Source organism: Paenibacillus sp. p3-SID867 (genome assembly GCF_025142895.1).
GTDB lineage: Bacteria > Bacillota > Bacilli > Paenibacillales > Paenibacillaceae > Paenibacillus_AQ.
In genome coordinates, this window is sequence record NZ_JAMBDM010000004.1 from 518344 (window position 1) to 544426 (window position 26083).

Annotated in this window: 21 protein-coding genes; 7 read left to right on the top strand and 14 right to left on the bottom strand. The window is 51.0% G+C overall.

Annotated features, from left to right (window positions below; translation table 11 throughout):
* Nucleotides 1-65: 65 nt before the first annotated feature.
* Entirely contained in the window at nucleotides 66-620 is a 555-nt protein-coding gene (locus tag M4D81_RS11460) for an HXXEE domain-containing protein (protein WP_260066331.1), read from the top strand.
* Between the two features lie 123 nt (nucleotides 621-743).
* Here the strand turns inward: M4D81_RS11460 and M4D81_RS11465 are convergent, their stop codons facing one another.
* The 7 genes from M4D81_RS11465 to M4D81_RS11495 all read right to left on the bottom strand — a co-directional run bounded on the left by M4D81_RS11465 (nucleotide 744) and on the right by M4D81_RS11495 (nucleotide 7503).
* The gene (locus M4D81_RS11465) at nucleotides 744-1406 is read right to left on the bottom strand and encodes a class II aldolase/adducin family protein (protein WP_260066333.1); all 663 of its coding nucleotides are present in this window, start codon (nucleotides 1404-1406) and stop codon (nucleotides 744-746) included.
* Nucleotides 1407-1483: 77 nt separating this feature from the next.
* Nucleotides 1484-2764: a TRAP transporter large permease gene (locus M4D81_RS11470; protein WP_194543969.1), complete on the bottom strand. Its 1281-nt coding sequence runs from the start codon at nucleotides 2762-2764 to the stop codon at nucleotides 1484-1486.
* The gene (locus tag M4D81_RS11475; protein WP_260066334.1) at nucleotides 2764-3264 is read right to left on the bottom strand and encodes a TRAP transporter small permease; all 501 of its coding nucleotides are present in this window, start codon (nucleotides 3262-3264) and stop codon (nucleotides 2764-2766) included. Before M4D81_RS11475 ends, M4D81_RS11470 begins: the two co-directional genes overlap by 1 nt.
* Nucleotides 3265-3294: 30 nt before the next feature.
* On the bottom strand, nucleotides 3295-4281 hold the full coding sequence (locus M4D81_RS11480) for a TRAP transporter substrate-binding protein (protein WP_260066335.1): 987 nt from the start codon (nucleotides 4279-4281) through the stop codon (nucleotides 3295-3297).
* A gap of 78 nt (nucleotides 4282-4359) precedes the next feature.
* Nucleotides 4360-5382: a zinc-dependent alcohol dehydrogenase gene (locus tag M4D81_RS11485; RefSeq protein ID WP_071223210.1), complete on the bottom strand. Its 1023-nt coding sequence runs from the start codon at nucleotides 5380-5382 to the stop codon at nucleotides 4360-4362.
* Nucleotides 5383-5436: 54 nt separating this feature from the next.
* Complete coding sequence (locus M4D81_RS11490) at nucleotides 5437-6093, bottom strand: GntR family transcriptional regulator (protein WP_071223211.1); 657 nt, start codon at nucleotides 6091-6093, stop codon at nucleotides 5437-5439.
* 21 nt (nucleotides 6094-6114) lie between these two features.
* The gene (locus M4D81_RS11495) at nucleotides 6115-7503 is read right to left on the bottom strand and encodes a four-carbon acid sugar kinase family protein (protein ID WP_260066337.1); all 1389 of its coding nucleotides are present in this window, start codon (nucleotides 7501-7503) and stop codon (nucleotides 6115-6117) included.
* Between the two features lie 242 nt (nucleotides 7504-7745).
* On the opposite strand from M4D81_RS11495, the gene M4D81_RS11500 reads away from it, so the two are divergent.
* The 4 genes from M4D81_RS11500 (at nucleotide 7746) to M4D81_RS11515 (ending at nucleotide 16152) form a co-directional block, all read left to right on the top strand.
* A complete protein-coding gene (locus tag M4D81_RS11500; RefSeq protein WP_260066338.1) occupies nucleotides 7746-8939 on the top strand; it encodes an oxalate decarboxylase family bicupin in 1194 nt (397 codons plus the stop codon).
* Between the two features lie 188 nt (nucleotides 8940-9127).
* The gene (locus M4D81_RS11505; protein ID WP_071223214.1) at nucleotides 9128-9580 is read left to right on the top strand and encodes a MarR family winged helix-turn-helix transcriptional regulator; all 453 of its coding nucleotides are present in this window, start codon (nucleotides 9128-9130) and stop codon (nucleotides 9578-9580) included.
* Entirely contained in the window at nucleotides 9577-12744 is a 3168-nt protein-coding gene (locus M4D81_RS11510; RefSeq protein WP_260066340.1) for an MMPL family transporter, read from the top strand. The genes M4D81_RS11505 and M4D81_RS11510 overlap by 4 nt, the downstream gene beginning before the upstream one ends.
* Before the next feature lie 267 nt (nucleotides 12745-13011).
* The gene (locus M4D81_RS11515; RefSeq protein WP_260066341.1) at nucleotides 13012-16152 is read left to right on the top strand and encodes a hybrid sensor histidine kinase/response regulator; all 3141 of its coding nucleotides are present in this window, start codon (nucleotides 13012-13014) and stop codon (nucleotides 16150-16152) included.
* A gap of 163 nt (nucleotides 16153-16315) precedes the next feature.
* Here M4D81_RS11515 and M4D81_RS11520 read toward each other — a convergent pair whose 3' ends face one another.
* Nucleotides 16316-16996, bottom strand: a complete 681-nt coding sequence (locus M4D81_RS11520) for an O-methyltransferase (protein WP_260066343.1) — start codon at nucleotides 16994-16996, stop codon at nucleotides 16316-16318.
* Nucleotides 16997-17126: 130 nt separating this feature from the next.
* On the opposite strand from M4D81_RS11520, the gene M4D81_RS11525 reads away from it, so the two are divergent.
* Nucleotides 17127-18014: a LysR family transcriptional regulator gene (locus tag M4D81_RS11525; protein WP_260066345.1), complete on the top strand. Its 888-nt coding sequence runs from the start codon at nucleotides 17127-17129 to the stop codon at nucleotides 18012-18014.
* Between the two features lie 55 nt (nucleotides 18015-18069).
* Here M4D81_RS11525 and M4D81_RS11530 read toward each other — a convergent pair whose 3' ends face one another.
* Nucleotides 18070-18585, bottom strand: coding sequence for a TetR/AcrR family transcriptional regulator (locus M4D81_RS11530; RefSeq protein WP_260066347.1), 516 nt, complete (start codon nucleotides 18583-18585; stop codon nucleotides 18070-18072).
* A gap of 192 nt (nucleotides 18586-18777) precedes the next feature.
* Here M4D81_RS11530 and M4D81_RS11535 point away from each other — a divergent pair, with 192 nt between their 5' ends.
* A complete protein-coding gene (locus M4D81_RS11535) occupies nucleotides 18778-19134 on the top strand; it encodes a VOC family protein (RefSeq protein WP_260066349.1) in 357 nt (118 codons plus the stop codon).
* A gap of 194 nt (nucleotides 19135-19328) precedes the next feature.
* Here M4D81_RS11535 and M4D81_RS11540 read toward each other — a convergent pair whose 3' ends face one another.
* The 5 genes from M4D81_RS11540 to M4D81_RS11560 all read right to left on the bottom strand — a co-directional run bounded on the left by M4D81_RS11540 (nucleotide 19329) and on the right by M4D81_RS11560 (nucleotide 25892).
* Nucleotides 19329-20258, bottom strand: coding sequence for a carbohydrate ABC transporter permease (locus tag M4D81_RS11540; protein WP_071223221.1), 930 nt, complete (start codon nucleotides 20256-20258; stop codon nucleotides 19329-19331).
* Entirely contained in the window at nucleotides 20258-21169 is a 912-nt protein-coding gene (locus tag M4D81_RS11545) for an ABC transporter permease (RefSeq protein ID WP_260066352.1), read from the bottom strand. Before M4D81_RS11545 ends, M4D81_RS11540 begins: the two co-directional genes overlap by 1 nt.
* A 10-nt stretch (nucleotides 21170-21179) precedes the next feature.
* On the bottom strand, nucleotides 21180-22796 hold the full coding sequence (locus tag M4D81_RS11550) for an ABC transporter substrate-binding protein (protein ID WP_260066354.1): 1617 nt from the start codon (nucleotides 22794-22796) through the stop codon (nucleotides 21180-21182).
* A gap of 331 nt (nucleotides 22797-23127) precedes the next feature.
* Entirely contained in the window at nucleotides 23128-25401 is a 2274-nt protein-coding gene (locus tag M4D81_RS11555; protein ID WP_260066355.1) for a helix-turn-helix domain-containing protein, read from the bottom strand.
* Between the two features lie 146 nt (nucleotides 25402-25547).
* A complete protein-coding gene (locus M4D81_RS11560) occupies nucleotides 25548-25892 on the bottom strand; it encodes a winged helix-turn-helix transcriptional regulator (protein ID WP_071223225.1) in 345 nt (114 codons plus the stop codon).
* Nucleotides 25893-26083 lie beyond the last annotated feature (191 nt).

The following is a 26083-nucleotide window of genomic DNA, read 5'->3' on the forward strand; positions in this document are numbered from 1 at the left end:
TTGAGTGTATACTCAGTTTATTTAGATATCGAAAACATTGTAGATTGAAGGGAGAAATGAAGATCATGCTGTCATTCATGTCAGATTGGAGTATCGTCATGATATTGTGGCTGCTGCCGGTTGTATTTTTCACTCACGATGGAGAAGAGATTGCCACGATGGAACGGTGGCTCAGGAAGAACAAGAATAACCCTGTGCTATCCAAAATCTCGCCGGTCTCCACTCCGTGGGATAAAAATATCACCCTGCAATTCACCTTTGCCGTTCTGCTGATTGGCTTTATTCTCACCAGCGTAACGCTCCTTACGTCTCTTAACTTCGAAATCAGCAGTCCATTCAACGCGCTGTTCGCGGGATTTGTCACGGTGTTCCTGCTGGATGGCGTGAAACATGTGGGCGCGTCGATCGCCCTGTGGGCATACACCCCGGGTGTCATTACAGCCGCCCTCCTTGAAATTCCCTACGGGATTTATGCGCTCTATCGCCTCCTCCATGCAGACATCATAGATATGACTTCTCTCGCCCTCGGAACCATCATCGCCCTGCCGATCACCCTGCTGCTGGTATGGACGGGTCTGACGCTTGGAAAACGCATTGCGCCACCCCGCATAAATATGTAGGCTCCGACAAGCGATATGTAGAAGAAAAGCGACTACTCAACGTTCAATGCGCATCTTATTGAATCTCAAAAAAGAATGCTTCCGGATCATCCGGAAGCATTCTTCTCAACTCTTTTGCTAATCCTACAAACTCCAATTGCGTCTAGGCTTATAACCCGCCTTCTCCAGAAAATCCCGCTCCGTCTCCGGTCCAAGACCCTGAATCCCCACCTTGGCGCTCATCGAAGTAATCAGCATGCGGCTGGCCATCTCCAGCGTTTGCAAGGCCATCCGCGCTTCGCGAATGGATGTGTCATAAATAACCACACCGTGGTTCTCGAGGAGCAGCACATTGGCGAGTTTTGCCTTTTCCCGGACGCCCTGGCCCAGCGCGTCACTGCCCGGGTGATAGTAAGGCACACGTTCGATTCGCTCAAGATAATACATCGTCTCGACGAACATATTGGACGGAAGCTCCAGGTCGGAGCAGGCAATCAGCGTAGTATAGAACGGAGAAGCATGGAGCACCGCACCGATCTCCGGACGGCTTTCGTAAATCGCCCGATGCATGGGCGTTTCTTTGGACGGTTTGCGCCCTTCTGCCCCATACACGTTCCCGGACAGATCACATTCGATCAAGTCTGCTTCCTCCAGTTCGCCAAGAAAAGTCCCGCTGGCCGTCACCACATAACGGTCCCCTTCCGTTCTGGCGGAGATATTCCCCGCATTGCCCCACGCGAGGTCGTATTGCATCATATATTTACCGGTGTGCTGCAGTTCTTTTCTAATCGTTTCTACACTAGCCATGACATCTACCTCCTGTAATAAAGTTTAGATACTTCTCCATAAATCGCTTGCTAGATGAACATCAACTGACGTACTTCTTATTTACCGCCTAACAGATTCGGCAGGAACATCGACAATTGCGGAAGATACGTGATCAGCATCAGGTCAATGATCAACACAATATAGAACGGCACCATGCCTTTTGCGATCTGATCCAGCCGGATCTTTGCGATCTGGGCCGATATGAACAGATTAATGCCGAGCGGCGGCGTGCACATCCCGATCGCCAGGTTGACGATCATAATAATCCCGAAATGCGTCGGGTCGATCCCGAATTCGGCCGCTACCGGCGCCAGCAGCGGTGCCAGAATAATGATCGACGCATTGGATTCCATAAACATGCCCACGATCAGCAGGAATACGTTGACCAGTAACAGGAACACGATCGGGTTATCGGATATGTTCACGAAGAAACCTGCAACCGCCTGGGGAATTCCTTCACGCGTCATGATCCAGCTAAACAACCCCGCGCTTGCAATGATAAACATAATCACGGATGTCGTAATCGTGGATTGCGTTAGAATATTTATCAGCTTGGAGAATTTAATCTCCTTATACACAAATACGCCGACAATGAATGCATACGCAACGGCAACGCCCGCGGCTTCGGTCGGCGTAAAGATTCCGCCGTAAATTCCGCCGAGAATGATGATCGGCATAAGGACGGCCCAGAAGGACTCCTTGAAGGCCTGCCATACTTCTGCCGGCGTCTTTCTCTTCTCGCGCGCATAACCTTTTCTTTTCGCAATAATATAAACGGCAATCATCAGCGATAAACCAATCATGATTCCCGGAATGAGACCCGCCATAAACAGATCGCCGATGGAAGTTTCGGCAGCTACTCCGTATAGAATCAACGGAATGCTTGGCGGAATGATAACCCCCAACTCACCGGACGTCGCTTGAAGAGCCCCCGTAAAGTTCTTATGATAACCCCGGGAGATCATGGCCGGAATCAGGATGCTGCCCAGCGCCGCGGTTGCCGCGGCGGAGGAACCGGATATGGCGGCAAAGAACATCGAGGTTACAATTGTGACGAGTCCAAGTCCGCCCGGCAAATGGCCTGTAAGTGCATTCGCCAGATTCACCAATCGTCTGGAAATCCCGCCAAATTCCATCAAGGTACCCGCAAACACAAAGAAGGGAATCGCCATCAGCGGGAATGAATCCGTAGACGTGAACGAACGCTGGACCAGTACAAGCAGCGGCGTACCGCCTTCCCACCAGATTGCTACAGCCGATGCCATCCCCATCGAAACGGCAATCGGAACACTGATGGCGAAGAACAGGATCAGACATCCAAACAGTACGATAGGCATTATAATCCTTCCTCCTTCGCTTGCGGTACGGTATCGCACGTGATCGTTTCCAGAATGACCGCTACCGCATTCATGATGAGCAGCACCGCTCCAATCGGAATGGCTGCATAAGGAACCGACATGCTAAGCCCCATCGCTGCCGACGATTGCACGGAGACCCGGCCCAGAATGTCGATGCCCTGGACCAGCAATAGAATGAAAAACACGATGCATATCGCCATGACGGTGATACGAATCACCTTTCGGTTGACTTCACTCACCAGCTCCGGCAGCAGCTCGATCGCTACCAGCCGATGATGGCGCAGCGCCAGCGAGGAACCCAGGAATACAAGGTATACCATCAAGTATCTGGCCAGCTCCTCGGACCAGTGAAGCGGATACCCGACAATCCGGTATATAATCTGCATGATAATCAGGATGGACATGACACCCAGGATCATGGCCACTGCGATGCCCACGAGTTTGTTCAGCGTATCGATCGCTTTTAATGTCTGCCGCATGGCTTATCCCCCCTCTAGAAGAAAAAATGGTTATGGCGTGTTGATGATTTTGTCGTACAGCTCTCTTCCGTACATGTTGGCAAAGCGTTCATGTACCGATTTAGCTGCAGCCTCGAACGGCCCCTTATCCACTTCCACGAACTCCGTACCGAATTCTTTAAGCTCATTGATAATCTGCTCTTCTTGTTCAAAGACCAGCTGATTCTCGTATTCCGTCGCTTCTTCGGCCGCTTCTTCAATAGCTTGACGCTGAGACTCATTCAAGCGTTGATACGTCACTTCACTCATCGCGAGCATCACGTAACCGTATACATGATCGGTCATCATCATATACTTCTGGACTTCCTGAATCTTGGAGCTGGCTGTAAAAGCAACCGGATTCTCCTGTGCGTCAATAACCCCGGTTTGCAGCGATGAATAAACTTCGCCAAAGGCCATTGGCGTCGGTGTCGCCCCCATTGCTTCCCAAGCCGCAATGGAAGCCGGAATCTCCGGCACGCGGATTTTCAAGCCGCGCAGATCGTTTGGCGTTTCAATCTTTTTGTTGGCAGTCAACTCGCGCGGGGTTCTCATCCAGAACTCCAGACCGCGGACCTCGGCATTATCCAGCAAGCTCTGCTTCAGTTCATTACCGACATCCCCATAGAGCACGTTCTCCAAATGCTGCTTGTCCCGGAACAAATACGGCAGCTCCAAAATGGCATAAGGGCTGTAGAAATTCGATAATACGCCCGCCGGCAGGGCAAAATCCACCGATCCGATCTGCATCCCTTCGATCAGGTCTCGGTCATTCCCGAGCATCGAGCTGGCATACACCTCTACCTCGATCTCACCGCCCGTTTTCTCCTTCACCAATTCCGCAAATTTAAGCGCGCCCAGATGCCACGGATCGGATTCGCCCGTTATGTGACCGAGCCTCAGCTTGATCGGGCCCTCATCCGTATTCGGCTTCGTTATAAATAAAGCGCTTACAATGAGTAGTGCACCCACCATGACAACTGCGAGTCTTTTCCACATTTGTCGTTCCCCCAATCTGATATGAAGTTCCTGCAGCCTCCGCTACCAGAAGCAGAAGCTGCGGGGAAATGTTGATAATTAAAAGGTGACGATGACCTTCAAGGAAGCGTCTTCCTTCTTGTCTACCAGGCGGAATCCTTCCGCGGCATCTTCATAAGACAGTCGATGGGATATGACGGCTTTGACGTCCACCGCTCCGCTTGCTAACAAATCGATGGCGGAAATGGTATCCTCACGCGTGTACGTCATGCAGCCGACAATTTCCTTCTCGGTCTGCTGCAGATTCACGATATCGAAGGTTTGCGTGCCATGGAACATGGCTATCGTTACGCAGCGGCCGCCTTTGCGAAGCAAGGCAAGGGCATCATCCACGATCCCGGGAACCCCGGCTGCAATCAGTACCTTATCGAATTCGCCGGCAATTTCCACCTTCGCTTCCTCAGTCCAGCGTCCCTTGCCGCGAATGTTCAAAGTGTGGGTAGCCCCCATCTCTTTGGCGGATTCAAGCGCATAATCCATGACGTCCGTCACCATGAGCGTTGTAGCGCCGGCAGCCTTCGCAGCCGTCATGGCGAGCAGACCGATCGGTCCGGCACCGAGAATAGCGACCTTGTCTCCGACTTCGATCCCGGCCTTGCGTACCGCATGGACCCCTACCGCGAAGGGCTCTACCAGCACACCCAGCTCATGATCCAGCTGATCCGGCAGTTTGAATACGCATGCTTCCGGCGCAGCAAAGTACTCGGCCATCGAGCCATACCAGCCCTTCAAGCCCGGCGCTCCCCGCTCGGCGCAATAATTCGTTCTGCCCGTCAAGCAGTAATCGCATTTGCCGCAGCCGACCTGAGGCTCCACGGTTACCCGATCACCAATCTGAAAGGATGTGACGTCCTTACCCACCTTCACGATTTCGCCAGACACTTCGTGGCCGATAATGACGGGCGGCTTCCGGAACAAGTGCAGTCCCTTGTAGGTATGAATATCCGATCCGCAAATGCCGGCGGCTTTGACCCGGATCAGAACCTCCCCTGCCCCGATCTCCGGTACGTCCACGTCTTTAACGACAACTTTGTACGCATCCTCCACATATACAGCCTTCATTGTCTCTCCCCCTTGTAGTCATTCAAGATGGCGGTCTGATCCCGTATCTCTCTGTTATATAAAAAGCGCTTGCTTCGATTCCTGCAAATGCTTGCGCATCACCTCGGCGCTGCTCTCCTTGCCGGTCTTGAGCGCCTCATAGATCTTCCAGTGATCCTCCAGGAACTTCTCCATCCGGTGCGGATCCTTCCGCAAATGCCGGCGGGTGATTCGCTGCAGATGATCATGGTAGTTCAGCAGCACCCGGTGTATTTCCTGGTTGCCCGTACATTCGCAAATGATCAAGTGAAAATCATGGTCGGCTTGAGCGAAATTTTTGACATCAAGCCGGCTGACGATGTCGGCAGTTTCGGCAAGATTGCCCTCCAGCTCCTTCTCCTGCTCAGGCGTGAGTCTGGATTCGATCTGCTGGCAGTTGAACGTCTCCAGCGCAATCCGCAGATCGTATATGTCTACAATCCGGTTCACGGATAGATCATTGATGATGATGCCCTGCTTCGAAGAAACGGTGACAAAGCCCTCTGTCTCCAGCCGTGTCAACGCCGCTTTGATCGGCGTCTTGCTCATTCCCAGCAGCTCAATCAATTCTCGCTCGGACAAGAATCGACCCGGCTCGAATTTCTCGTTCAGAATGCTTTCCTTAATCTCGTTATAGGCCACATCTTTTAACAGAAGAGAAGAAGCTGCCCCTTTGCTTTTATCCATCGTCATTCGTGTATTCTCCTATCTTGGCTATTGATCCGGTTCAGGAAAACCGGCATCCCGCACTTTGATAAAATAATCCGGCGATCCCAGCTGTCCGCCCTTAAGAGCCAATTCCAGGCCGTCCAGGCTTGCGTCGTCCGAATATACCTTGCACAGCGGTGCTCCCGGGGATACGTCCCATATCATCTCCAACCCGTAAGCACCCATCTCGCTGGTGACAAAACCGGAGGTGTCTCCCCCAGCAATGACAATTCGGCGCAGCCCGGCTTGATCCATGACATGCTTGGTTAATTTCCCGAGGCTTCTGCCGATGTACTCGCCCGCTTCCGCTCCGGATAGTCCCATAGTCTTCAACCGTGTTCGTGTCTCACCGATCGCTTCATCCTCTGGGCCCAGCGCCGTGTAGAGCACCACGCTTTGTCCTTCTTGGAGCTTATCCACCGCTTGCTGGACAAGCCCCAGCCGGGCAGCATCATCTGTACCCCCGATCATGGCCGGCGTAATACGCATGCCGTGATACCCTTCGGCTATCGCACGCTCAATCTGAAGCTGACTGACCGGTGAAGCACTCCCGGACACTACCAGAATGGCATCGGTTGGCCGAATGGTCGCACCAGGTTTGTTATTCTCCGACGAAGGAGAAGCAAGTCCGAGCTCATCCCAATGGGCAGCCAAAGCGTATTCGACGCCGGACGACCCGACAACAAATGCCCCCGCCCCTTCGGGTTTGTCCTGAATCAGCTGGCCGCACCGCTTGAGCCTGTCCTCATCCAAGGCATCAAACAGCAGAATTCCCGGCTTCTCCCCCAGTTTATCACGATATCGGTGAAGAACCGTATCCTTGTCTCCATCCAGTTCTACAATATCCATTAAAGTTATGGAATCCTCCGTCTGCTGCGCAAGATGAAGACGCAGATCCGCCTCATGCATCGGCGTGGAAGGGTGCTTTGACATGACGGGATGCCGATCCAGACGGTACACCGTATCATGCATTTTCGCAAAATGCTGGCCGAACAGCGTATAACGTCCAAGGCGGGGGGCGCCGACCAGCAGCGGAACCGTCACCTGATCTGGAAAATAGTCTCTTGCCACCCCAATCGCGTGGCCGACACTGCCAACCTCAGGCGAAGAGTCGAAGGTGGAACATGTCTTATAGTGGACGAGCGGCGCGCCGCTCATGGACAGCTTCTCAAATACCGGCCGGAGCTCGGCCTCCATATCCTCCGGAGATTTGGCTCGGCTTGTACCTGCCACCCCGATGCAACGGATGCCTTCAAACTTCTTCAGCCGATCAAGCGAAGGAGCTTCCAGAAACAATACCGTGCGGTAACCACTTCGGGCCAGCGCCTCCATCGCATCCGTTGAACCTGTAAAGTCATCGCCATAGAAAGCAAGCAGCAGCTCATTGTGGTTCATGGTTGTCCCTCCCGAATCTATGATAGATCTATCATAGATCTATTTGAAACCTATTGTATTTGCAGCGCTTTCAAATGTCAACCACCTTTTCGTTTTGACGTGAGAAACATCATTGCGAAAACCGTCTTTGACTGACCTCGCATTCCTCAACATATTAGCCAAGCGATGGCTCATAACCATTATGGATAGCCGTTTAACCGGATATGTTACGCAAAAAAACCTAGTGAGGGAGATATCGATTCATGGAGGATCAGAACCGGAACAGAGGAAATCATGGGCGCGTACCCCAGCCGATACGCAGCGACGGAGCAGGCGGGCCGGACTATGGCCCGCGGGATGTGATGAGGGATATCGAGAATCCCGACATGCTTGTGCCCCCGGCCACAGATTCAGGCTTGATGCCCAATCTGAAAATGTCGTTCTCCGACACGCATATGCAGCTAAATCATGGCGGCTGGTCGCGGGAAATTACGGTACGGGACCTCCCGATTGCAACCACGCTGGCTGGCGTGAATATGAGCCTTACGCCCGGCGGCGTCCGGGAGCTTCATTGGCATCAGCAGGCGGAGTGGGCCTATATGATCTGGGGCAGCGCCAGAATTACGGCCATGGATGCAAGCGGCAGAAATTTCATCGCAGATGTGGGGCCTGGCGATCTGTGGTATTTTCCGGCCGGTCTCCCCCACTCGATCCAGGGACTCGAGGAAGGCTGTGAATTCCTGCTGGTTTTCGATGACGGCCACTTCTCAGACCTGAATACCCTATCGATCTCTGACTGGTTTGCCCACACGCCAAAGGATGTGCTGTCCGCCAACTTCGGCGTTCCGGAGAACGCGTTTAGCCATATCCCGAAGGAACAGGTTTATATTTTTCAGGATCAGGTGCCAGGTTCGCTCAAAAGCCAAGAGGTCCAGTCTCCTTACGGGAAGGTGCCTCTGAGTTTCAAGCATCGGCTGCTGGCGCAAGAACCGTTCATAACCCCCGGCGGGAGCGTAAGAATCGTGGATTCCAGCAATTTTCCGATCTCCAAAACGGTAGCGGCCGCGCTTGTCGAGATCAGACCGGGCGCCATGCGGGAGCTTCACTGGCATCCGAATCAGGACGAGTGGCAGTATTACATGACCGGACAAGGACGAATGACCGTATTCGCCGGCAATGGAGCGGCGCGGACCTTCGATTACAGAGCCGGCGATGTCGGTTATGTACCATTTGCCTTCGGCCACTACATACAGAACACGGGTACGGAAACCTTGTGGTTTCTGGAGATGTTCAGAAGCGACCGGTTCGAGGATATCTCCTTGAATCAGTGGATGGCCTTGACCCCTCGGAATCTGACCCAGGATAACCTGAAAATCGGAAACGAAGTCACCGATGCTTTGCGCAAAGAAAAGTGGCCCGTCGTGAAATACCCGGGATATTCGTATTACTCGAGGTAAGTTCCCGCCTCCCCGCTTGGTCGAGGACATTGATCTGTAGAATTAACTCCATACAACCACCTGCCCGAGGATTTTATTCCAAGGCTTGTTATGTGCCGTCATGCGGATATTGACTTTTCTTTCCTCCTGCCATATAGTTCATTAATGAAACTATTTCATACGTGAACTATTTGAGAGGAGAACTATCATTGAACGACAAGGCAAAGCAGTGGATCGACCGGTATGTCGATGTCTATCTGCTTGTATCGAGGCGGATCAACGCCCAGATTCGAGAGCAGCTCGGCGAGGATCTGACCAGTGACCAGTTTCAAGTGGTACGCTTGATCAACGGCACGGATCACTGTACTTCATCCTATCTGGCAGAAGCTCTCGCGGTTGGCAAAAGCTCGGTTACGGCTATCGTCAACCGTCTCGTGGATGCCGGCATTATCGACAGGACCCGGGACGAAGCAGATCGCAGGCTGGTGTATCTGACATTGACGGAATACGGACATACGATTTTTGAATCTGCCCAGGAACAGATGAGGGAGATCGTCTCCCCTTACCTGCAGCATTTTGAAGAAAAAGATATCGAAATGTTTATCTCGATGTTCGAGAAACTGGGGCAATTGATGTTTGAATCAGGGGGGAGAAAGAATTGAAAGCTATACTGAAAGCAAGATGGGCCATTATCGTGCTGTGGCTGGCTGCCGCAGTTGTGCTGTTTCTGTTCGCGCCGTCCATGTCGGATCTGGTGCGGGAGAAAGGGCAATTATCCGTACCGGACGGTTATACCTCTTCGCGCGCGGCGGAAATACTCAAGGAAGCCTCCGGCGGCGAGGGCGGGGAAACCCTGCACCAGGTTGCACTCGTCTTCAATAAACCCGATGGGTTAAGCGAATCGGATAAGGAGAGCATCCGGGAGGGCGTTCAAGCTTTAAACGATAACAAAGAAAGTCTCCATATCGATTCTATCAATGAACCGTTCACACAAACGGAGCTGGAAGACACGCTCATCGCCAAAGACGGCAAGACCATCATGGTCGCGCTTCAGGTCAGCGGCGGCCAGGAAGCCGTCAAAGAGCTGCCACAGAAGGTCGATCAGGTGCTGGAAGGCGTTCAAGCCGATCATTACCTGACAAGCGAAGGCCTCATTAATGAAGATACCATCGTCAGCTCCGAGGAAGGCCTGAAGAAAACGGAATATATTACAGTTGTCTTTATTCTGCTCATTCTGTTCGTTGTATTCCGTTCCTTCGTGGCACCGTTCGTCCCGCTGTTGACCGTGGGGCTCAGTTATATCGTGTCACAGTCGGTCGTTTCTTTTCTCGTGGACCAGTTCAACTTCCCGATATCGACCTTCACTCAGATCTTTATGGTGGCCGTCATGTTCGGGATCGGGACCGACTACTGCATCCTGCTGATCAGCCGGTTTAAGGAAGAACTTACCACGTCGGAGGATACCAAGACGGCGATCATCGAGACTTACCGAAAAGCCGGCGGCACCGTGATTTATTCCGGGCTTGCCGTATTTGTCGGCTTTGCAGCCATCGGGTTATCCAAATTCATTCTGTACAAATCCGCGGTTGCGGTTGCCATCGGCATCGCCGTTATGCTTCTGGCATTGGTTACCGTCGTTCCGTTCTTCATGGCGGTGCTGGGCAAGAAGCTCTTCTGGCCGTCACGCGGCAAGCTGGAGCATAGCGAAAACAAGCTTTGGGGAGCGGCAGGTTCCTTCTCCCTTAAGCGTCCTTGGGCTGCATTGCTTGTCGTAGCCGTCATCGTGGCCCCTTTCCTGGCTACGTACAGCGGCAAGCTGTCGTTTAACAGCCTGGAGGAGATCGGGCCAAGTTACGCTTCGGTCAAGGGCTTTAACATTATTTCGGACAGCTTCGGCCCCGGACAATCGCTGCCATCCACCATCGTGATCAAGAACGATGACCGCATGGATACGGCGGAATACATGGGACTCGCGGAAAAAATCAGCCGGGAAGTGGAAAAGGTTGATGGCGTGTCCAGCGTACGCGGGCTCTCCCGGCCAACCGGCGAGCAAATCAACGATTTCCTCATTCCGACTCAAGTGAAAACGTTAAATGAAGGATTGGGAGAGTCCAAAGACGGACTGACCCAGATTCAGAATGGACTATCCGAAGCAGGCAAGCAGCTCAGCGAGAATACGCCGAAGCTGAATGAAGCCGCAGCGGGAGCCAAGGAGCTGACCAAGGGAACCGCCGACCTCAAGGACGGCATCACGGAGCTTGGCCAAGGCCTCAGCGCTATCCAAAAAGGAATCCAGAGCGGCAGCGCAGGCGCAGGCGAACTCAAAGCAGGGCTTGCCCAGGCTGCGAAAAGCGCGAAAGAGTTAGCTGCAGCTCATGCCCAGCTGCTCCAAGGTTATAAACAGCTTGATACCGGATTAGCAGCTCTTGAAGGCGGCGTTGCCGGACTTAAAGAACAGCTGGACGGCGTTGCGGCTGCCCTGAGTGGACTTGAAGGCTCCTTCACGGGACTGGAGAGCAACCACCCGGAACTCATTCAGGATGCCGACTATCAAACCATCAAAGGTACCGTTACACAAACAGCCGCAGGCACAGCCGAGCTGGCAGCAGGGTTAGGACAAATCGCCGAGCAGCTTAAAGGCGCGTCAGCCGGCTTATCGGAAGCCAATGCCGGCTACGCTAAGGCAGCCGCCGGGCAAACGGCGCTTGCCAACGGTCTTCAGCAGCTTGTTTCCGGTATCGCCGAGCTTCAATCCGGCCTTTCGCAGGCAGCTAACGGGCAAGGACAGATCGTGAGCCAAATCCCTTCCATTACAGGCGGTCTGGACCAGCTGCAGGGCGGCCAGAAGCAGCTTGCCGACGGCTTTGGCGATCTAACCGGCCAGATCGGCGAACTAACGGAAGGACTGAACGCCAGCGCGGACGGGTTGAAGCAAATTTCGGACGGACTGCATTCCGCACAGGATTATCTGCAGCAGATCCAGGACGTTCAGGATGAAGAGCTCAGCGGGTTCTTCATTCCGCAGGAAGCCCTTGAGAATGAAGAGTTCCAGACGGTATTCGATACCTATCTCAGCGATGACCGCAAAGTAATGACGCTGGATGTGGTTCTGGCAACCAATCCGTACAGCGAAGAGGCGCTGGGCAGCGTCGAACAGATTCAATCCGCTGTAGATCGCGCAGTAAAAGATACGAAATTGGAGAATGCCGAGGTTGCCATCAGCGGCATTACAAGCACGAACAACGATTTGCAGAACATATCGAATGAAGACTACACGCGAACCGTGATTCTCATGCTGAGCGGAATCTTCATTATCCTGGTCGTGCTGCTGCGCTCCATCGTGATGCCGATCTATCTGATTGTTTCACTAGTTATCACTTACTTTACGGCTGTCGGCGTTACAGAGATGATTTTCGTTCACGGCTTCGGGTATTCCGGCATTACTTGGGCCACGCCGTTCTTCAGCTTTGTCATGCTGATCGCGCTTGGGGTGGATTACAGCATCTTCCTAATGGCGCGTTTCAACGAGAACAAGTCCTGGAATGTTCAGGATGCCATTCTGCATGCCATGCGCAACATGGGTACAGTGATTCTGTCCGCGGTAGTCATTCTTGGCGGTACATTTGCGGCAATGTATCCGTCCGGCGTACTGTCCATGATGCAGATCGCAACGGTTGTCCTGGTTGGACTTGTGCTCTACGCACTCCTGTTCCTGCCATTCTTCGTACCGGTGATGGTCCGTATCTTCGGCCGGGCTAATTGGTGGCCGTTTACCCCGAAGGAGCAAGATGCAAAGAGCCCTTCCGGACATGACGTAGGAATGTAGCCCCTTACAAGGATGACCCCAATCTAACAATGATCAACATAACCGTCTTTTTCCTGATTCATGACAGGTAAAAAGGCGGTTATTTTCTATGCCATTTCAATAAAAGTGAGTGGAAACCTTATCCGTGAGTACTTAGGACGATTACCAAAGAACCGAGCGAATGCTTTTTGATGGGGAATAGCTATACGATCGTCACATTTTCTCGTATATTAAGAAGAAGAATTCTCGGATTTTAAACCATACCAAACCTAAAAGGGAACGTGAACCGTGCCAACACGACCTGCAAACCATACCTATCGCATTCAAACCAAAAAGATTCTTCAGTATATATTGGCAGTTGCTGTTTTTCTGTCCGTGCTCCTCAGCCTTCGGTGGTATTGGATCGAGGCCTTCGTTCCTCCCCACCATCCGAAAGCTTCCCAAGGGGTGCTCGATTTACGCGACTGGGACCTCATTCATTCCAAATCCATAACATTGGATGGAGAATGGGAGTTCTATCCTGACATGCTTGCCACAAAACAAGAGCTGGAGCAAACCAATCCGCAGCATCGCTATGTGCAGGTTCCGGGAAATTGGCGGGGGAGCCAAACGAAGGAAACCGGATCTGGATCTGCCTATGGTACCGGAACTTATCGGCTTCGTATTCTGGTCGATCCATCCTTAACCGCTCCCCTTTCGTTCTGGATCCAGCAGATTCAGGCTTCGGCGAGTGTCGAGATAAACGGCCTTAAGATGGGAGAGATGGGCAACACCGGAGAGGACGGCAAAGACAACTATTCACCGGCTCGAAGTCCCTTCGTTGTCGATTACGCTCCCGCTAAACACACACAAGACATCGATTTGATTATACGCGTGGCCAACCATGAGCATCCACACCAAGGCGGAATTGTAAATTCCATCAAGCTGGGATCCAGCCAAGCCATCCATGATGAACGCGGACTTTCCATCGATCTTCAGCTCATTACATTCGTTGTGCTCATCCTTCACAGTCTGTATTCCTGCATCCTGTTCTTATTCAATCCGCGGGAATGGACGCTTCTTGATTTTTTTCTGCTGCTTCTCACCGCATCTGTGACGATTGTAGTGTCAGATGACGATTTACTGCTGAAATGGCTGTCCATCAATTACGATTGGGATCTTAAAATCTCCATATTGTCTTATTCCTGGCTATCTTTTTTCATATTGAAGATGACCAGAAGTTTCACCATAAAGACCCGCAGCCGAGGGTTTACCGCATATGGCGTTTCCCTGCTTCTATATTCCGGATTTATTGCAATCGCGCCTGCTTCTCTTATTTTCTGGACGGTGGAATACAAAGTTTTTGCCATTCATTATTTATTGCCAATTATCTTCTCTATATATATGTTCGGGAGAATGGTGGCTGCAAGCCGGGATGACGCGATCTTTCTGCTCTTGGCAGCCAGCGGCGTTTTCTCCAGTGTTATTTGGGGAGCACTCCATAAATATCAGGAACTTCCAAAAGTGTATTACCCCGTTGATGTCATCGCGGCCATCATCGGTTTCTCTGCCTATTGGTTTAAGCGTTATTTCCGCAACGTCGATAAAATCAGCAAGCTCAACCGCGAATTGCAGAAAGCGGACAAAATGAAAGACCGGTTTTTGGCCCAGACGTCACATGAGCTGCGAACGCCGCTGCACGGGATCATGAATATCGCCCAGAGCGTCTCAGACAGGGAGCAGCATAATATGGACAATCGAAGTGCGGAGGATATGAAGCTCCTTGTTAAGGTTGGACGCCAGATGTCGCATTTGCTGAATGATCTACTGGACGCCGTAAGGCTGAGGGAAAAGCGAATCGTACTGCATGCCGAGCCGCTATCCCTTCCCTCTATCGTAAATGGCGTTATCGATATCCTGAAGTATTTGCTCGAAGGAAAAACTGTGCAGTTAAAAATGAATATAGACACATCCGAAGCCCTCCCTCTCGTTATGGCGGATGAAAAGAGGCTTGTGCAAATCCTCATGAATTTATTGCATAATGCCATCAAACATACCGAGGAAGGAATCATTGCCGTAACGGCCAACGCCAAGAAAGGGCATATGTTCATCAAGGTAATGGATACGGGAACGGGAATGGATCAGGAAACACAGCAGCGGGTATTTCTGCCATACGAACAAGGCAATCCCGGATACGGCGACACCAACGGCATAGGGTTGGGCCTTAGCATCAGCAGAGAATTGGTAGAGCTTCATGGCGGCTGGATGACGGTTCACTCCGAAATCGGAAAGGGTTCGACGTTTACATTCACGCTTCCTTTGGCTGATTTGACTGACGTAGAGATGTCCCCCGATATATCGGCCGTTCGGTTCGAGGCCTATGAAGAAATGGCGGCAAGCCGGAACGACCTGAATGACCAGCCGCTCCAAACCGCAGAAATCCCGTCAGCGGAAGAGCAGATGAACATCCTAGCCGTTGACGATAACCTTGTAAATTTGCGAGTGCTTGCGAGTATATTGATGTCTGAACCTTACCACCTGCAATTAACAACTTCGGCCGGAGAAGCGCTGGAATTGCTCGGAACGAGGCCATGGGATTTGGTAATCGCTGATGTCATGATGCCGCAGATTTCCGGTTACGAGCTGACACGGAAGATAAGAGAACGGTATTCCCCTTCCGAGCTCCCTGTGCTTCTGCTGACGGCGCGTAGCGAGCCCTCCGACATGTATGCGGGGTTTCGGGCGGGTGCCAACGATTATGTCACGAAACCAGTGGATCCGATGGAGCTTAAATACCGTATTCAGTCATTGATTACATTAAAGCAGTCCGTGAACGAGCGTCTGCGTATGGAAGCCGCCTATCTGCAAGCTCAAATCCACCCGCATTTTTTGTTCAACACTTTGAATTCAATCCACGCATTGAGTGAAATTGATGTGGAAAGAATGCGGAAACTTAACGAGGCCTTTAGTTCATACCTGCAAATCAGTTTTCAATATCAAAACTCCGGCAAATTTGTCTCACTATCGGAAGAACTCGAACTTGTACGCGCATATTTGTACGTTGAGCAGGAGCGACATGGCAACAGGCTCCATGTCATATGGAACGTGGATCAGGACATTCACCTCCTGCTTCCTCCATTAACAATTCAGCCTCTGGTTGAGAATGCCGTACAGCACGGTATTATGCAAATCGCTAAGGGCGGAACCGTACACATTCGTATTGAACGTCAGGAGCTTTCCACGCTGATTCAGGTCAAGGATAACGGCATGGGAATGAGCAGAGAAAAGGTACAGGGTTTGCTGGATGCTCCGCGAGAGGACAAAAGAGGAATTGGCCTGTACAATACGAATCGCAGATTGATTCAGACGTATGGAGGCGGTCTTTCCATTCAAAGCGAGGTCCATGAAGGGACAAGCGTATCTTTTGTCATTCCCGATTCGGAGCAATAGCGTCTCTTAACAGCAATAGGAGGGTATCCCGCCAGATCTAAGATCTTGGGACACCCTCCTTTTTTTCAAATACAGACGGATCCGATTGCTGCGTGTTCTCTTTCCTTCTGCCATTAACCCGATACAGATCACCGCAAATGGAACGATGCTCCAGTCTAGCAGCTTACGATACAACTCCGATATAAAACCCGTCATACCCCTTACTCCCCACCGTTTGAATCGCCGTGCCGGAAATCGCGGAGTGGGCGGACAGCATATCCATGAATTTGCGGATACCGTGCACCCGAGGGTCTGTGCTGTGATGATCGATCACTTCTCCATTCCGGATCACATTATCGCTAATCATGACGGTGCCCGGACGTGAGAACTGTAACGCCCACTTCAAATAATTCGGATTGTTGGGTTTATCGGCATCAATGAAGATCAGATCGAACGGCTCCACCTTCTCCTTGGCCAGCTGCTCCAGCTGCAGCACAGCATCGCCTACCCGGATTTCCACCCGATCCTCCAGTCCGGCCAACGCAATATTGGATGTGGCAATGTCGGCATGATGCGGATCGAGCTCCAGTGAAATCAGCCGACCCCCATCCCCAATCGCTCTGGCCATCCAGATCGTACTGTAACCTCCCAGCGTACCAATCTCCAAAATTCGTTTCGCACCCTTGATCTGGACGATGAGGTTCAGCAGCTTCCCTTGAGCCCTGGATACATCAATCTCCGGCAATCCGGCCTCCCGATTTGCAGCTAAGACCCTCTCCAGAACCTCATCATAAGGAATCAAATGTTCTGTGACGTAATCGTCTACTTTATCCCAAGTCGCAGCTGCATCATCCTTCTTTTGCATGCCCGCTTCCTCCCTTATTCTCCATATGGATCTTACAAAATCATTGTATGTGATTTATTGTTATAGATATAATATATATTTAAAGGACTTATATAACTTAAATATATGAATGGATAGGAGTGCGGCACTCATGAATTTACACGCATTACGGCTCTTTCACGTTATCGCCACAACGGGCAGTGTTACCCGTGCTGCTGAATTGTTGAATATAAGCCAACCCGCCATAACAGCCCAGATTAAAAAATTCGAGAAGGAGCTCTCCCTTACTTTGTTCAAGCCGCAGGGCAGGGGCATCGGATTGACGGCGGCCGGAGCCGAGCTCGTTCCGCTTGCCAAAAGACTCTTCTCCGTCGAGCAGCAGATTGAACAATTCTGCCTGGATTACCGCAGCGGCTCAAGGGGACAGATCCGCATGGCGGCTACCTATCTTCCTTCCCATTTTCTTCTGCCTGCCTGGCTTGCGAAATACAAGCAGCGATACGAAGAAGTAGAAATGAGCATAACCACCACGAATTCAAGCGATGCACTTAAGCAGCTGTTACATATGAATGTCGACCTTGCGATCTACGGCGGTCTGCCAGAGGAATCTCCGAATACGATACAGATTGAGGAGCTGTTCCGGGATGAGTTATGGTTCGTCGTATCCCCCGATCACCGATATGCCAATCAGCGTATCTCCCTGGAAGAGATGATGAGAGAGCCTTTTGTTATGCGGGAGGAAGGCAGTTCAACGCGAGAACGTTTATTTGCCTTATGCCGTACCCATAGCGCGCCTTCCCCGCGGATCACGCTGCAATTCAATGGTCTGCACGAAGCGATTATGGCCGTCATTGCCGGATACGGTGCAAACTTTGTGTCCTCACTCGTCGTACGAGAGTATGTGGAGCGCGGCGAACTGAGCCGGGTCTTTGTTGATGGAATCGAGCTTCAAAATATCATAGCGGTCTGCACCCGCAAGCATGAAACGTTATCCGCTGCCGCCATGAACTTCGTCGATATGATCCGGGATCAGTCATAAGTTACCGTTACATTTCATTACCATATTAATGTGAAGGATAACCAAAACATCCCATTCATGACGTTAACAATCTGTTTAGTACCGACCTCATGGCAGCCTCACTGCCGTCATGTTCCACGACTTGCGCAAACGCGGCACGCAGTGCCTCCGCCAGAATGATGCCCAATTCTTCGCCAGCCTCTTCTCCTGATGCTGCGGCCAGTTGACCGAGATAACAGGCAACGGGATTGTCTCCTTTACGGGGATCTGGCTCAGACAGCAATCGCCCCGTTTTAAGGCGAATCATGCTGTCGTAAGCGGTCAATAGAGCCGATTTCAGGCGCTGATCGGGAGGGGCTGCATCGGCAACAGCCTCCATTCGATCCAATATTCGAAGTGTTACGTCATCCCGAAGCAAGCCGTAAAATTTCTTTTTGGATTTGTAATGGTGATAAAGAGCTCCCACGGTCACTCCGGCATCGGCAGCAATGTCGTCAACTTCCGCTTTGTGGTATCCCATCTCGGCAAAACGCTTCAATCCTGCCTGTATGAGTTTGTGCTGCGTGGTACCCGGTATAGGTATATGACTCATGTAACTCCCTCCGAAACGTTCATGTAAAGATATCTAAATTCTAACATAGCAGCACTTTAAGAGATATAATCTTGATAGCTGTGAATAAGCCATTTCTAAAAAACAGCTTGATTACACAACATAACTCGGTTATGGTTAATATAACCCAATTATCTTACATCACGAAACTATACTTTATTTCGAGGTGAGAACATGGAAGGAAACGTTATTTTTTATTTTGTTCCGGTCAAAGATATCAAGACAGGCAAGGCCCTCTATCGCGACACGCTCGGTTTGGAAGAATCATGGCGCGAAGGAGACTACACGGTCGCCTTCAAGCTTCCCGGTACCGACGTTGAATTGATGGTTGAACAAGTCTCGGAAGGAGGCCCGGATGCCGCCGGACCTGTTTTTCTCGTGCCATCTGTTCGGGAAATATACGAGAACAATCCCGGCAAGCTGCAATTTATCGGCGAACCGGGTGAAACTCCGGACGGCCTCTGGTTGAGTGCCAAGGATGATTCCGGCAACGGAATCTACTTTACGGATGAAAGCCTCCATGAATCCTGATCCCATTTGCGCCGCTGGCACCCCTGCCCTCTTGCGTGTGACGGCGGCAAACGCCAATATCCATCGGCTTCATATCCTGCAGTAACAACAAGAACATACAAATAGGGACGTCCCGCCAGATCCTGGATCTTTCGGGACTGTCCCTATTCTTTGTCTACTCCTCTGAAGCTTGATGAGTAAATTTACCGAACGTGTTAACCTTTAATGGAGCCGATCATGACGCCTTTCTCGAAATATTTTTGCATAAACGGATAAATGAGCAGAATCGGAAGCGTCGATACAATAATGACCCCGTACTTGATCTGGTCGGCATATCGCTGCGCATACCCCCCTGCATCCCCTCCTGTTCCGGCACCACTCGAGAACACCTGGTTTGACAGCAGAATATCCCGCAGAACAATTTGCAGCGGCTGGAGCTTCGTGTCCCGGATATAGATCAGCGCGGTGAAGAAATCATTCCAGTGCCCCACCAAATAATAGAGTCCGATGACGGATACCAACGCTTTGGACAGCGGCAAGGCCACTTTAAAGAAAAAGGTAAAATGGGAGCAGCCGTCCATGACAGCCGCCTCATGCAGCTCCTGCGGCAGCGAGTTCTCAAAAAAGGTCCGAGCAATGATCAAATAAAACACATTCACGGAGAAGGGGAGAATAAACACCCAGATGGTGTTCGTCAGACTAAGTCCCTTCATCAGCAAATAGGTGGGAATCAGCCCGCCGTTGAAAAACATCGTGATCACGAAAACAAACATAATGAGCCGTCTGGCGCGGAATTCCTTTCTGGATAGCACATAAGCTGCCGGAAGCGTGAACAGCATGTTAACCAAGGTCCCGAACACCGTATAAAACAGCGTATTCCGATATCCGGTCCAAATCCGCATATCTTTGAAAATCTCCTGGTAACCGAAAAAACTGATATTTTTGGGGATAAACAGGACCTTCCCCGTCGATACGAGCGTTGAGTCGCTGAACGATGCAATGATGATAAAGTACAGCGGATAGGCGATCAGCAGAAAAATGATACTGCACAGAAAACCCAATGTGATCTTAAACGCTAACTCCTTGCCGTTTAAACGCGTTCTCGTATGTTCATGTTCCACAACCGTTTCTCCTTCCCCGATCATTAGAATAGGCTCGTTTCCGACATTCTCTTCGAGATCGTGTTCATCGCATACAAGAATACGAAATTGATGAGCGTGTTAAACAAACCGATGGCCGAAGCCAAGCTGAATTGATTGGAGATGATCCCGATTTTATAGACGTAGGTGGCAATGACCTCCGAGACGGGAAGGTTCAGCGAATTCTGCATCAGAAATATTTTCTCGAAGCCGGTCCCGAGGATATTCCCCATGCTGAGGATAAACAGGATGATGATGGTCGGAATGAGGGCAGGAATGTCGACATACCGGATCGTCTGCCATCGGCTGGCCCCATCGATTTTGGCGGCATCATACAGCTGGGGATCCACGGTGGACAAGGCTGCAAGATAGATAATGCTGTTCCAGCCGCAGTGCTGCCAGATGTCGGAGAGCACATAAACCGGAATAAAGGTCGAGGTGGAGGCCAATAGATTGATATGTCCCAGCCCCACCGACTTCATGAAGTGACCGACAACTCCGGTTTCGGAAGATAGCAGAACATTCAGCATGCCGACCAGCACGATAATGGATATGAAATGGGGCAGGTATACGGTAGTCTGCATCAGCTGCTTCATTCTTTTTCTGCGGATCTGGTTAAGGATGAGGGCCAATATGATCGGAGCCGGAAAGCCAAGCACAATCGTGGCCAGACTGATCAGAAACGTGTTTCGCATCAAATCCGTGAACAGGTAACTGTCGATGAATTGCTGAAAGTAAGCAAGCCCTCGCCACTCGCCGCCGGTCAAGCCTTTGCTGAAATCGTAGTCCCGAAAAGCAAGCTGGATGCCGTACATCGGGATATAGTTAAACAACAGGATGACGATAATAGCCGGAAAAATCATAATCCACAGCTGATAATCTCGTCTGAAGGTGTTCTGTCTTTTACGGGATTCCATATCCTCCCTCCTAGTTTTGATTCATGTACTCGTCGTAATATTTTTGCATAATCTCTAGATTCTGCTTCAGGCCTGCCTTCTCGCTTTCCTTGATGTACGTGTCCCATTCAGCTTCCACGCCGCCCTTGGTCACCCATTTGGCAAAGCTGGATTCCGCCAGATTCATCACATTCGTGTTGTTCAGGCTCATGGCGTTATTGTCCATGGTGGAATACTTGATGAACATGCCGGGGAACACGTCCTTATCGGGATCCACGTCCAAGGCCGCCTCCAGCGGCTCCGATTGACCCAGCACCTCCTGCATATCGGTGCCAAGCGTCAGCTCTAAGGTATCGGGGATATAAAATGCGCCGTGGTCCGCCATCGTCGAGGTCCATTTCCATGTGCCCGGATCCATCTTGGCATCGGCCGGAGGCAGAACGGCATATGTACCGTCTCCGTTATCTTTAATATTCGGTCCGAGGGATCCGAACAGCACCTGCATGCCCACCTCGGGCGCATAAAGTTCGTTGATGAATTTCATGGCCGCTTCCTTGTTCTTGGTCTTGGCGGACATGACGATATGGTTGGTGCCATAATTCAGGGAGTAATGATCGTAGCTCCAGGACAGCTTCCCTGCATAATCTGCCGACACCTTCATCGGCGGCATAGAAGCATACTGCGGTGCCAGCTGCTCGCCGAACCGGTCGGACGCCACCCATCCCCAGGTAAAGCCGACCTTGGCCGTATCCCCTTCCCCGCGGGCGATGGATTGAAATTTCGTATAATCATGCGTGAACACTTCCGGGTTAATCAACCCCGCCTTGTACAATTTGTTCAGAAACACAACCATCGTTTTGTACCGTTCATCCGTCAGGAAGTTCTTCACTTGACCGTCTTCCACAAAATAGCCCTGTCCGCTGCCGTCCGTCAGCGTAATGCCCATGCTGCCCAGGAGCACCGCCGGGTTAAAATATCCGCCGATGCCTCCCGGCCAATCCATCGGAATCTCGTCATTCGGATCGCCGTTCCCGTTGGCGTCCTTCTCTTTGAAGGCCACCAGGACTTCATACAGCTCATCCCATGTGGTCGGCATGCTCAGGCCCAGTTGATCCAGCCACTGCTGGTTAATGAACTGCCTGCTGGCGGTAGCGGGCCAGAACCGCTGATATTTCGGAAGACCGTAGATTTTGCCGTCCGACTGCGTTGCAATCACTTTCGTATCCGGCTTTTCATTAAACATGTTCTGTACGTTGGGTGCCTGTTCCAGCATGCCGGACAGATCCTGGAATAAGCCCTGGAATTGCGCAAAGTCCGCATCCGTAATGACGTTCGGCCCGATGAACAGATCCGGAATATCGCCGCTGGCCAGCATCGTCCCTTTCTTCTGTCCCCAATCCGCGGTAATCTCCTGCCATTCGATGTCTACGCCCGCCGTCTCCTCGACCTTTTGCAGCCATTCCATTTCAGCCAGCGGCTTCGTGAGCGGATGCTTGGTAATGATGGCGGTGAGCTTTACTTTTTTGCCTGTTTGATCCCCGGGTGTTTCGGCTGACTCGTTCGTGTCACCTCCGGCCCCGCTGCATCCTGTTAACAACATGGCTGTGATGGCGACGAGCGAGATGAAAACGTTTACCCTTTTCTTCATTCCACTACCTCCTGGTTTCGTTTGTTGGTCTGGTCCATGGGGGTATGCGGCCATGTATTGGCCTTGCCTTGGGACACATTTCACTCTAAACGGAGGGGAAGAGCCCCGTAAACGGACAGTTTTTAAAGCATCTTCATTTTTTGAAAGCGCTTATAACAAAGCAGTTAAAAGCGCAACCAGTCCGGATCGCTACAGGGAATTCAAATATTGTATATGTTCAAAAAATGAAGCTGCTCAGCCTCACGAATGCGCCTGCACAAGAAGCTTACAACGAAAAAGTTTGACAAAAGACCGCTGTAAGCTGCCTTGTCCAGCATCAGCGGTCTTCGTTTTATGCTTTATGCGTATTTCGATATTGTCCGGGGGTCGTACCCACCATCTTTTTGAAGGAACGGATAAAACTCGAGGTGTTGGTGTATCCGACCTGTTGGGAAATGGATTCGAGGGTCTCCTCGCTGTCCCGTAGAAGCTGAATGGATTTTTGGATGCGAAGCTGATCGATATACTCTTTGAAATTTTGCCCCATCGTTTTCTTAAAGTGATGGCTGAAGTTGGAGACCGACATATCAAAATAATCGGCCATCATCTGCAGCGAGCAGTTTGGATCCATTCCTTTCTCCGCTATAAGGGACAGAATCTCTTCCTGCGTTGCCGTACGGGACACGGGGAGCGTTTCGCTGATCATCTCGCACAGCTTGGCATAACTCTCCCTGATAATCCCGATCATCTGCTCCAGCGTATAACGGTGGTTAAATGCCGCCTCGGTGAGCCGAAGCAGGCTCTGGTCGTCATGACGGAACCGCTGGAGGCCGTTGAAGATGACGGTAACCGTATTGAGATACACGCTCCGTATCATATGCGGCGGCAGGCTGTCACTGCTTAAGTAACCGATCATTCGCTCCGCCAAAGAGGCCAGCATGGCCGCGTCATTCTTAAGGATCGCAAGCTCGAGGGATTGCAGGATTTCGGCAAAATAGGAGACGGCTCCGGTTTGGGGGATCTCGAGGTTATCAAAGATCAGCACGGTCCCGTTCTTCCGGATGCGAAGAAACTCCGCTGTGCGGAGCGCCTGCAGGTAGGAGAGATGGAGGTCCACCGGCGATTGGGCTGCGCTAGACTTGCCGATGCCAATCGCAGTCTGTTGGTCAGTACACTCCAATATTTCATCCTGAAGCCGCTCTACGCAGGATTTGATAGGGAAATCGGCTGTATGGGAGCACACCAGGATCAATTCCTGCTGATAGATGCTCTTGAAGAAGTAGCCTTGGGCATCATCAGGCAGCAGCCCCTCATAATTCCGGCAGCAAGCCAATATCTTGTCCAGCCCTGCTCCATCCGCTTCGCAGCACAACACGGCAACCGTGTAGTTATCGTGATGAAACCGGATGCCGACTCTGCGGGCTTCCTGTTCAAAGTTCTCCCAGTCAGGAATATGCCCACTCACCAGCTCAAACAGCAGGTTGTCCCGGATAATCGGCAAAGATCCCCTCACATGCTCGTCCAGCTTGCTGTTAACCTGCGAAAGCTCCTCCAACGTATACTTAATCGTATCAATCTCGTTCATCGGTTTTCGCTCCAGTGGTTCAAACACATGTACGGCGAGATCAACCAGACGGCGGATCGGCTGGTAGTTCTTCCGGATGGATACATAGATGATGAACACTTCAAGCAGCAGAATCAGCCCGACCAGGATAGCCGTATTCAGCTGAATCGTCCGAATGCCCTGCAGGGACTTAGATACCGGCAGCAAACTTACGTATTTCCAGCCATTCTTATCCGATACCGAGGACGATACCAGATAGTCCGATCCGCTGATGGTATGAATACCCGAAGAGGAAACTGACTCTTCCCCTAAGCGATGCACAAGCTTCTTGAAATCATCGGAAGATTGGTATGACGTATCATTGGAGGATACCAATCGCCTTCCCTGGCCGTCTAACACAAAAAAATCGCCGCTGTAGGTTTCCGAAACGGATTTCATCATCCGGACAATCGTATCCTCCCTGACCATGATCATGACGGCCCCGGGGGAATTCGAGCCCCCTACCGGCAGCGGCTGCACGAAGGTCAGCATTCGGACCCGGTTATTGCCGGGCACGACCACATTCTCCACAGGCCTCACGACAGGAGATTGAAGATCATTCAGAGTCTGGATCATATCTTCGTGGGCCCAATTTTCATAATAGTAACCCACACCCGGAATGGAGAGGTCGTCCAGACTGTATGCGCTTCCAGTTTTGGAAAACAAATAACCGATGTTCTTCACATACAGCAAGGTGTTGTAAATAAACGCATCGGTTGCATTGTATTTTTTCATCTCATTGGCAATAAGCACCCGCTGGTAGTCGCTTTCCTCCGCCTTATACATCTTGAACTCCCGGTTCTGCACCAGCTCAAACGGTAAATTGTACACATATCTTGTAAACGTATCCATCGATGTCATGAACTGCTCCGTAATATGCGCATTCCAGTCCATTTCCTTCTCTTTCACCACTTCTGCCGAATAAGGATAGTAATAGAACAGGATGACGATCACGGGAAACATCAGCACAAGCAAATAGGAAATCAACAATTTTGTCAGCAGGTTAATCTTATGGATTCGCAAGCGGTGACCACCTCCCTATCCTTCGAACCAAATCTGAAAATGTTATCTATAAGAATACGTAATTTTCAAAAAAAAGAAAACTCATTTCCTGTTATACATCATCGGAAATGAGTTTTTTGATATGTGTACTATAGTTGTTGCAGCAGTCATGAGGATTGTTCCACTCCCCATTTTTCGGCCCACTTCTCCATCTCCTTCAAAGAATCCAGGAAGTCCAATCCCTTGTCGGTCAATGAATATTCCACGGAGACCGGAACGGTAGGAAATACCTCGCGTCTTACGATCCCGCTGCCTTCCAAATGCCGCAGCACATCCGTTAAGGATTGCGTCTTGATGATGGCTGCATCCCGGTGAAGCTGATTAAACCGTTTCGGTCCTTGGGCTAATTGCGCAATGACTAGAAACGCCCATTTGGCTCCGAGAATTTGCAGCACTGAACAGATATGATTGAACGCCGGCGTTTCCTGCAGCTCTTCTCTAACAGGTTCCACGATCTCACCCCATCGCTAACTAATCGTAAGTTAGTCAAAATGATTGGATAATATCCAAATACTTTGCCTTCTTACATAATATATGCGTCTTACTTATAATACAAACACAAAGAGATTTCAAGTTATACCAACCCGATTGCGGCATGTGCTAGCCATGATCGCAGAGGGTATTGATCTTCTAACGAAGGGAT

Bases quoted from the DNA above. Each gene is read 5' to 3' on its own strand.
- M4D81_RS11460 (WP_260066331.1), top strand. From the start codon at position 66: ATGCTGTCATTCATGTCAGATTGGAGTATCGTCATGATATTGTGGCTG.
- M4D81_RS11465 (WP_260066333.1), bottom strand. From the start codon at position 1,406: ATGGCTAGTGTAGAAACGATTAGAAAAGAACTGCAGCACACCGGTAAA.
- M4D81_RS11470 (WP_194543969.1), bottom strand. From the start codon at position 2,764: ATGCCTATCGTACTGTTTGGATGTCTGATCCTGTTCTTCGCCATCAGT.
- M4D81_RS11475 (WP_260066334.1), bottom strand. From the start codon at position 3,264: ATGCGGCAGACATTAAAAGCGATCGATACGCTGAACAAACTCGTGGGC.
- M4D81_RS11480 (WP_260066335.1), bottom strand. From the start codon at position 4,281: ATGTGGAAAAGACTCGCAGTTGTCATGGTGGGTGCACTACTCATTGTA.
- M4D81_RS11485 (WP_071223210.1), bottom strand. From the start codon at position 5,382: ATGAAGGCTGTATATGTGGAGGATGCGTACAAAGTTGTCGTTAAAGAC.
- M4D81_RS11490 (WP_071223211.1), bottom strand. From the start codon at position 6,093: ATGACGATGGATAAAAGCAAAGGGGCAGCTTCTTCTCTTCTGTTAAAA.
- M4D81_RS11495 (WP_260066337.1), bottom strand. From the start codon at position 7,503: ATGAACCACAATGAGCTGCTGCTTGCTTTCTATGGCGATGACTTTACA.
- M4D81_RS11500 (WP_260066338.1), top strand. From the start codon at position 7,746: ATGGAGGATCAGAACCGGAACAGAGGAAATCATGGGCGCGTACCCCAG.
- M4D81_RS11520 (WP_260066343.1), bottom strand. From the start codon at position 16,996: ATGCAAAAGAAGGATGATGCAGCTGCGACTTGGGATAAAGTAGACGAT.
- M4D81_RS11525 (WP_260066345.1), top strand. From the start codon at position 17,127: ATGAATTTACACGCATTACGGCTCTTTCACGTTATCGCCACAACGGGC.
- M4D81_RS11530 (WP_260066347.1), bottom strand. From the start codon at position 18,585: ATGAGTCATATACCTATACCGGGTACCACGCAGCACAAACTCATACAG.
- M4D81_RS11535 (WP_260066349.1), top strand. From the start codon at position 18,778: ATGGAAGGAAACGTTATTTTTTATTTTGTTCCGGTCAAAGATATCAAG.
- M4D81_RS11540 (WP_071223221.1), bottom strand. From the start codon at position 20,258: ATGATCGGGGAAGGAGAAACGGTTGTGGAACATGAACATACGAGAACG.
- M4D81_RS11545 (WP_260066352.1), bottom strand. From the start codon at position 21,169: ATGGAATCCCGTAAAAGACAGAACACCTTCAGACGAGATTATCAGCTG.
- M4D81_RS11550 (WP_260066354.1), bottom strand. From the start codon at position 22,796: ATGAAGAAAAGGGTAAACGTTTTCATCTCGCTCGTCGCCATCACAGCC.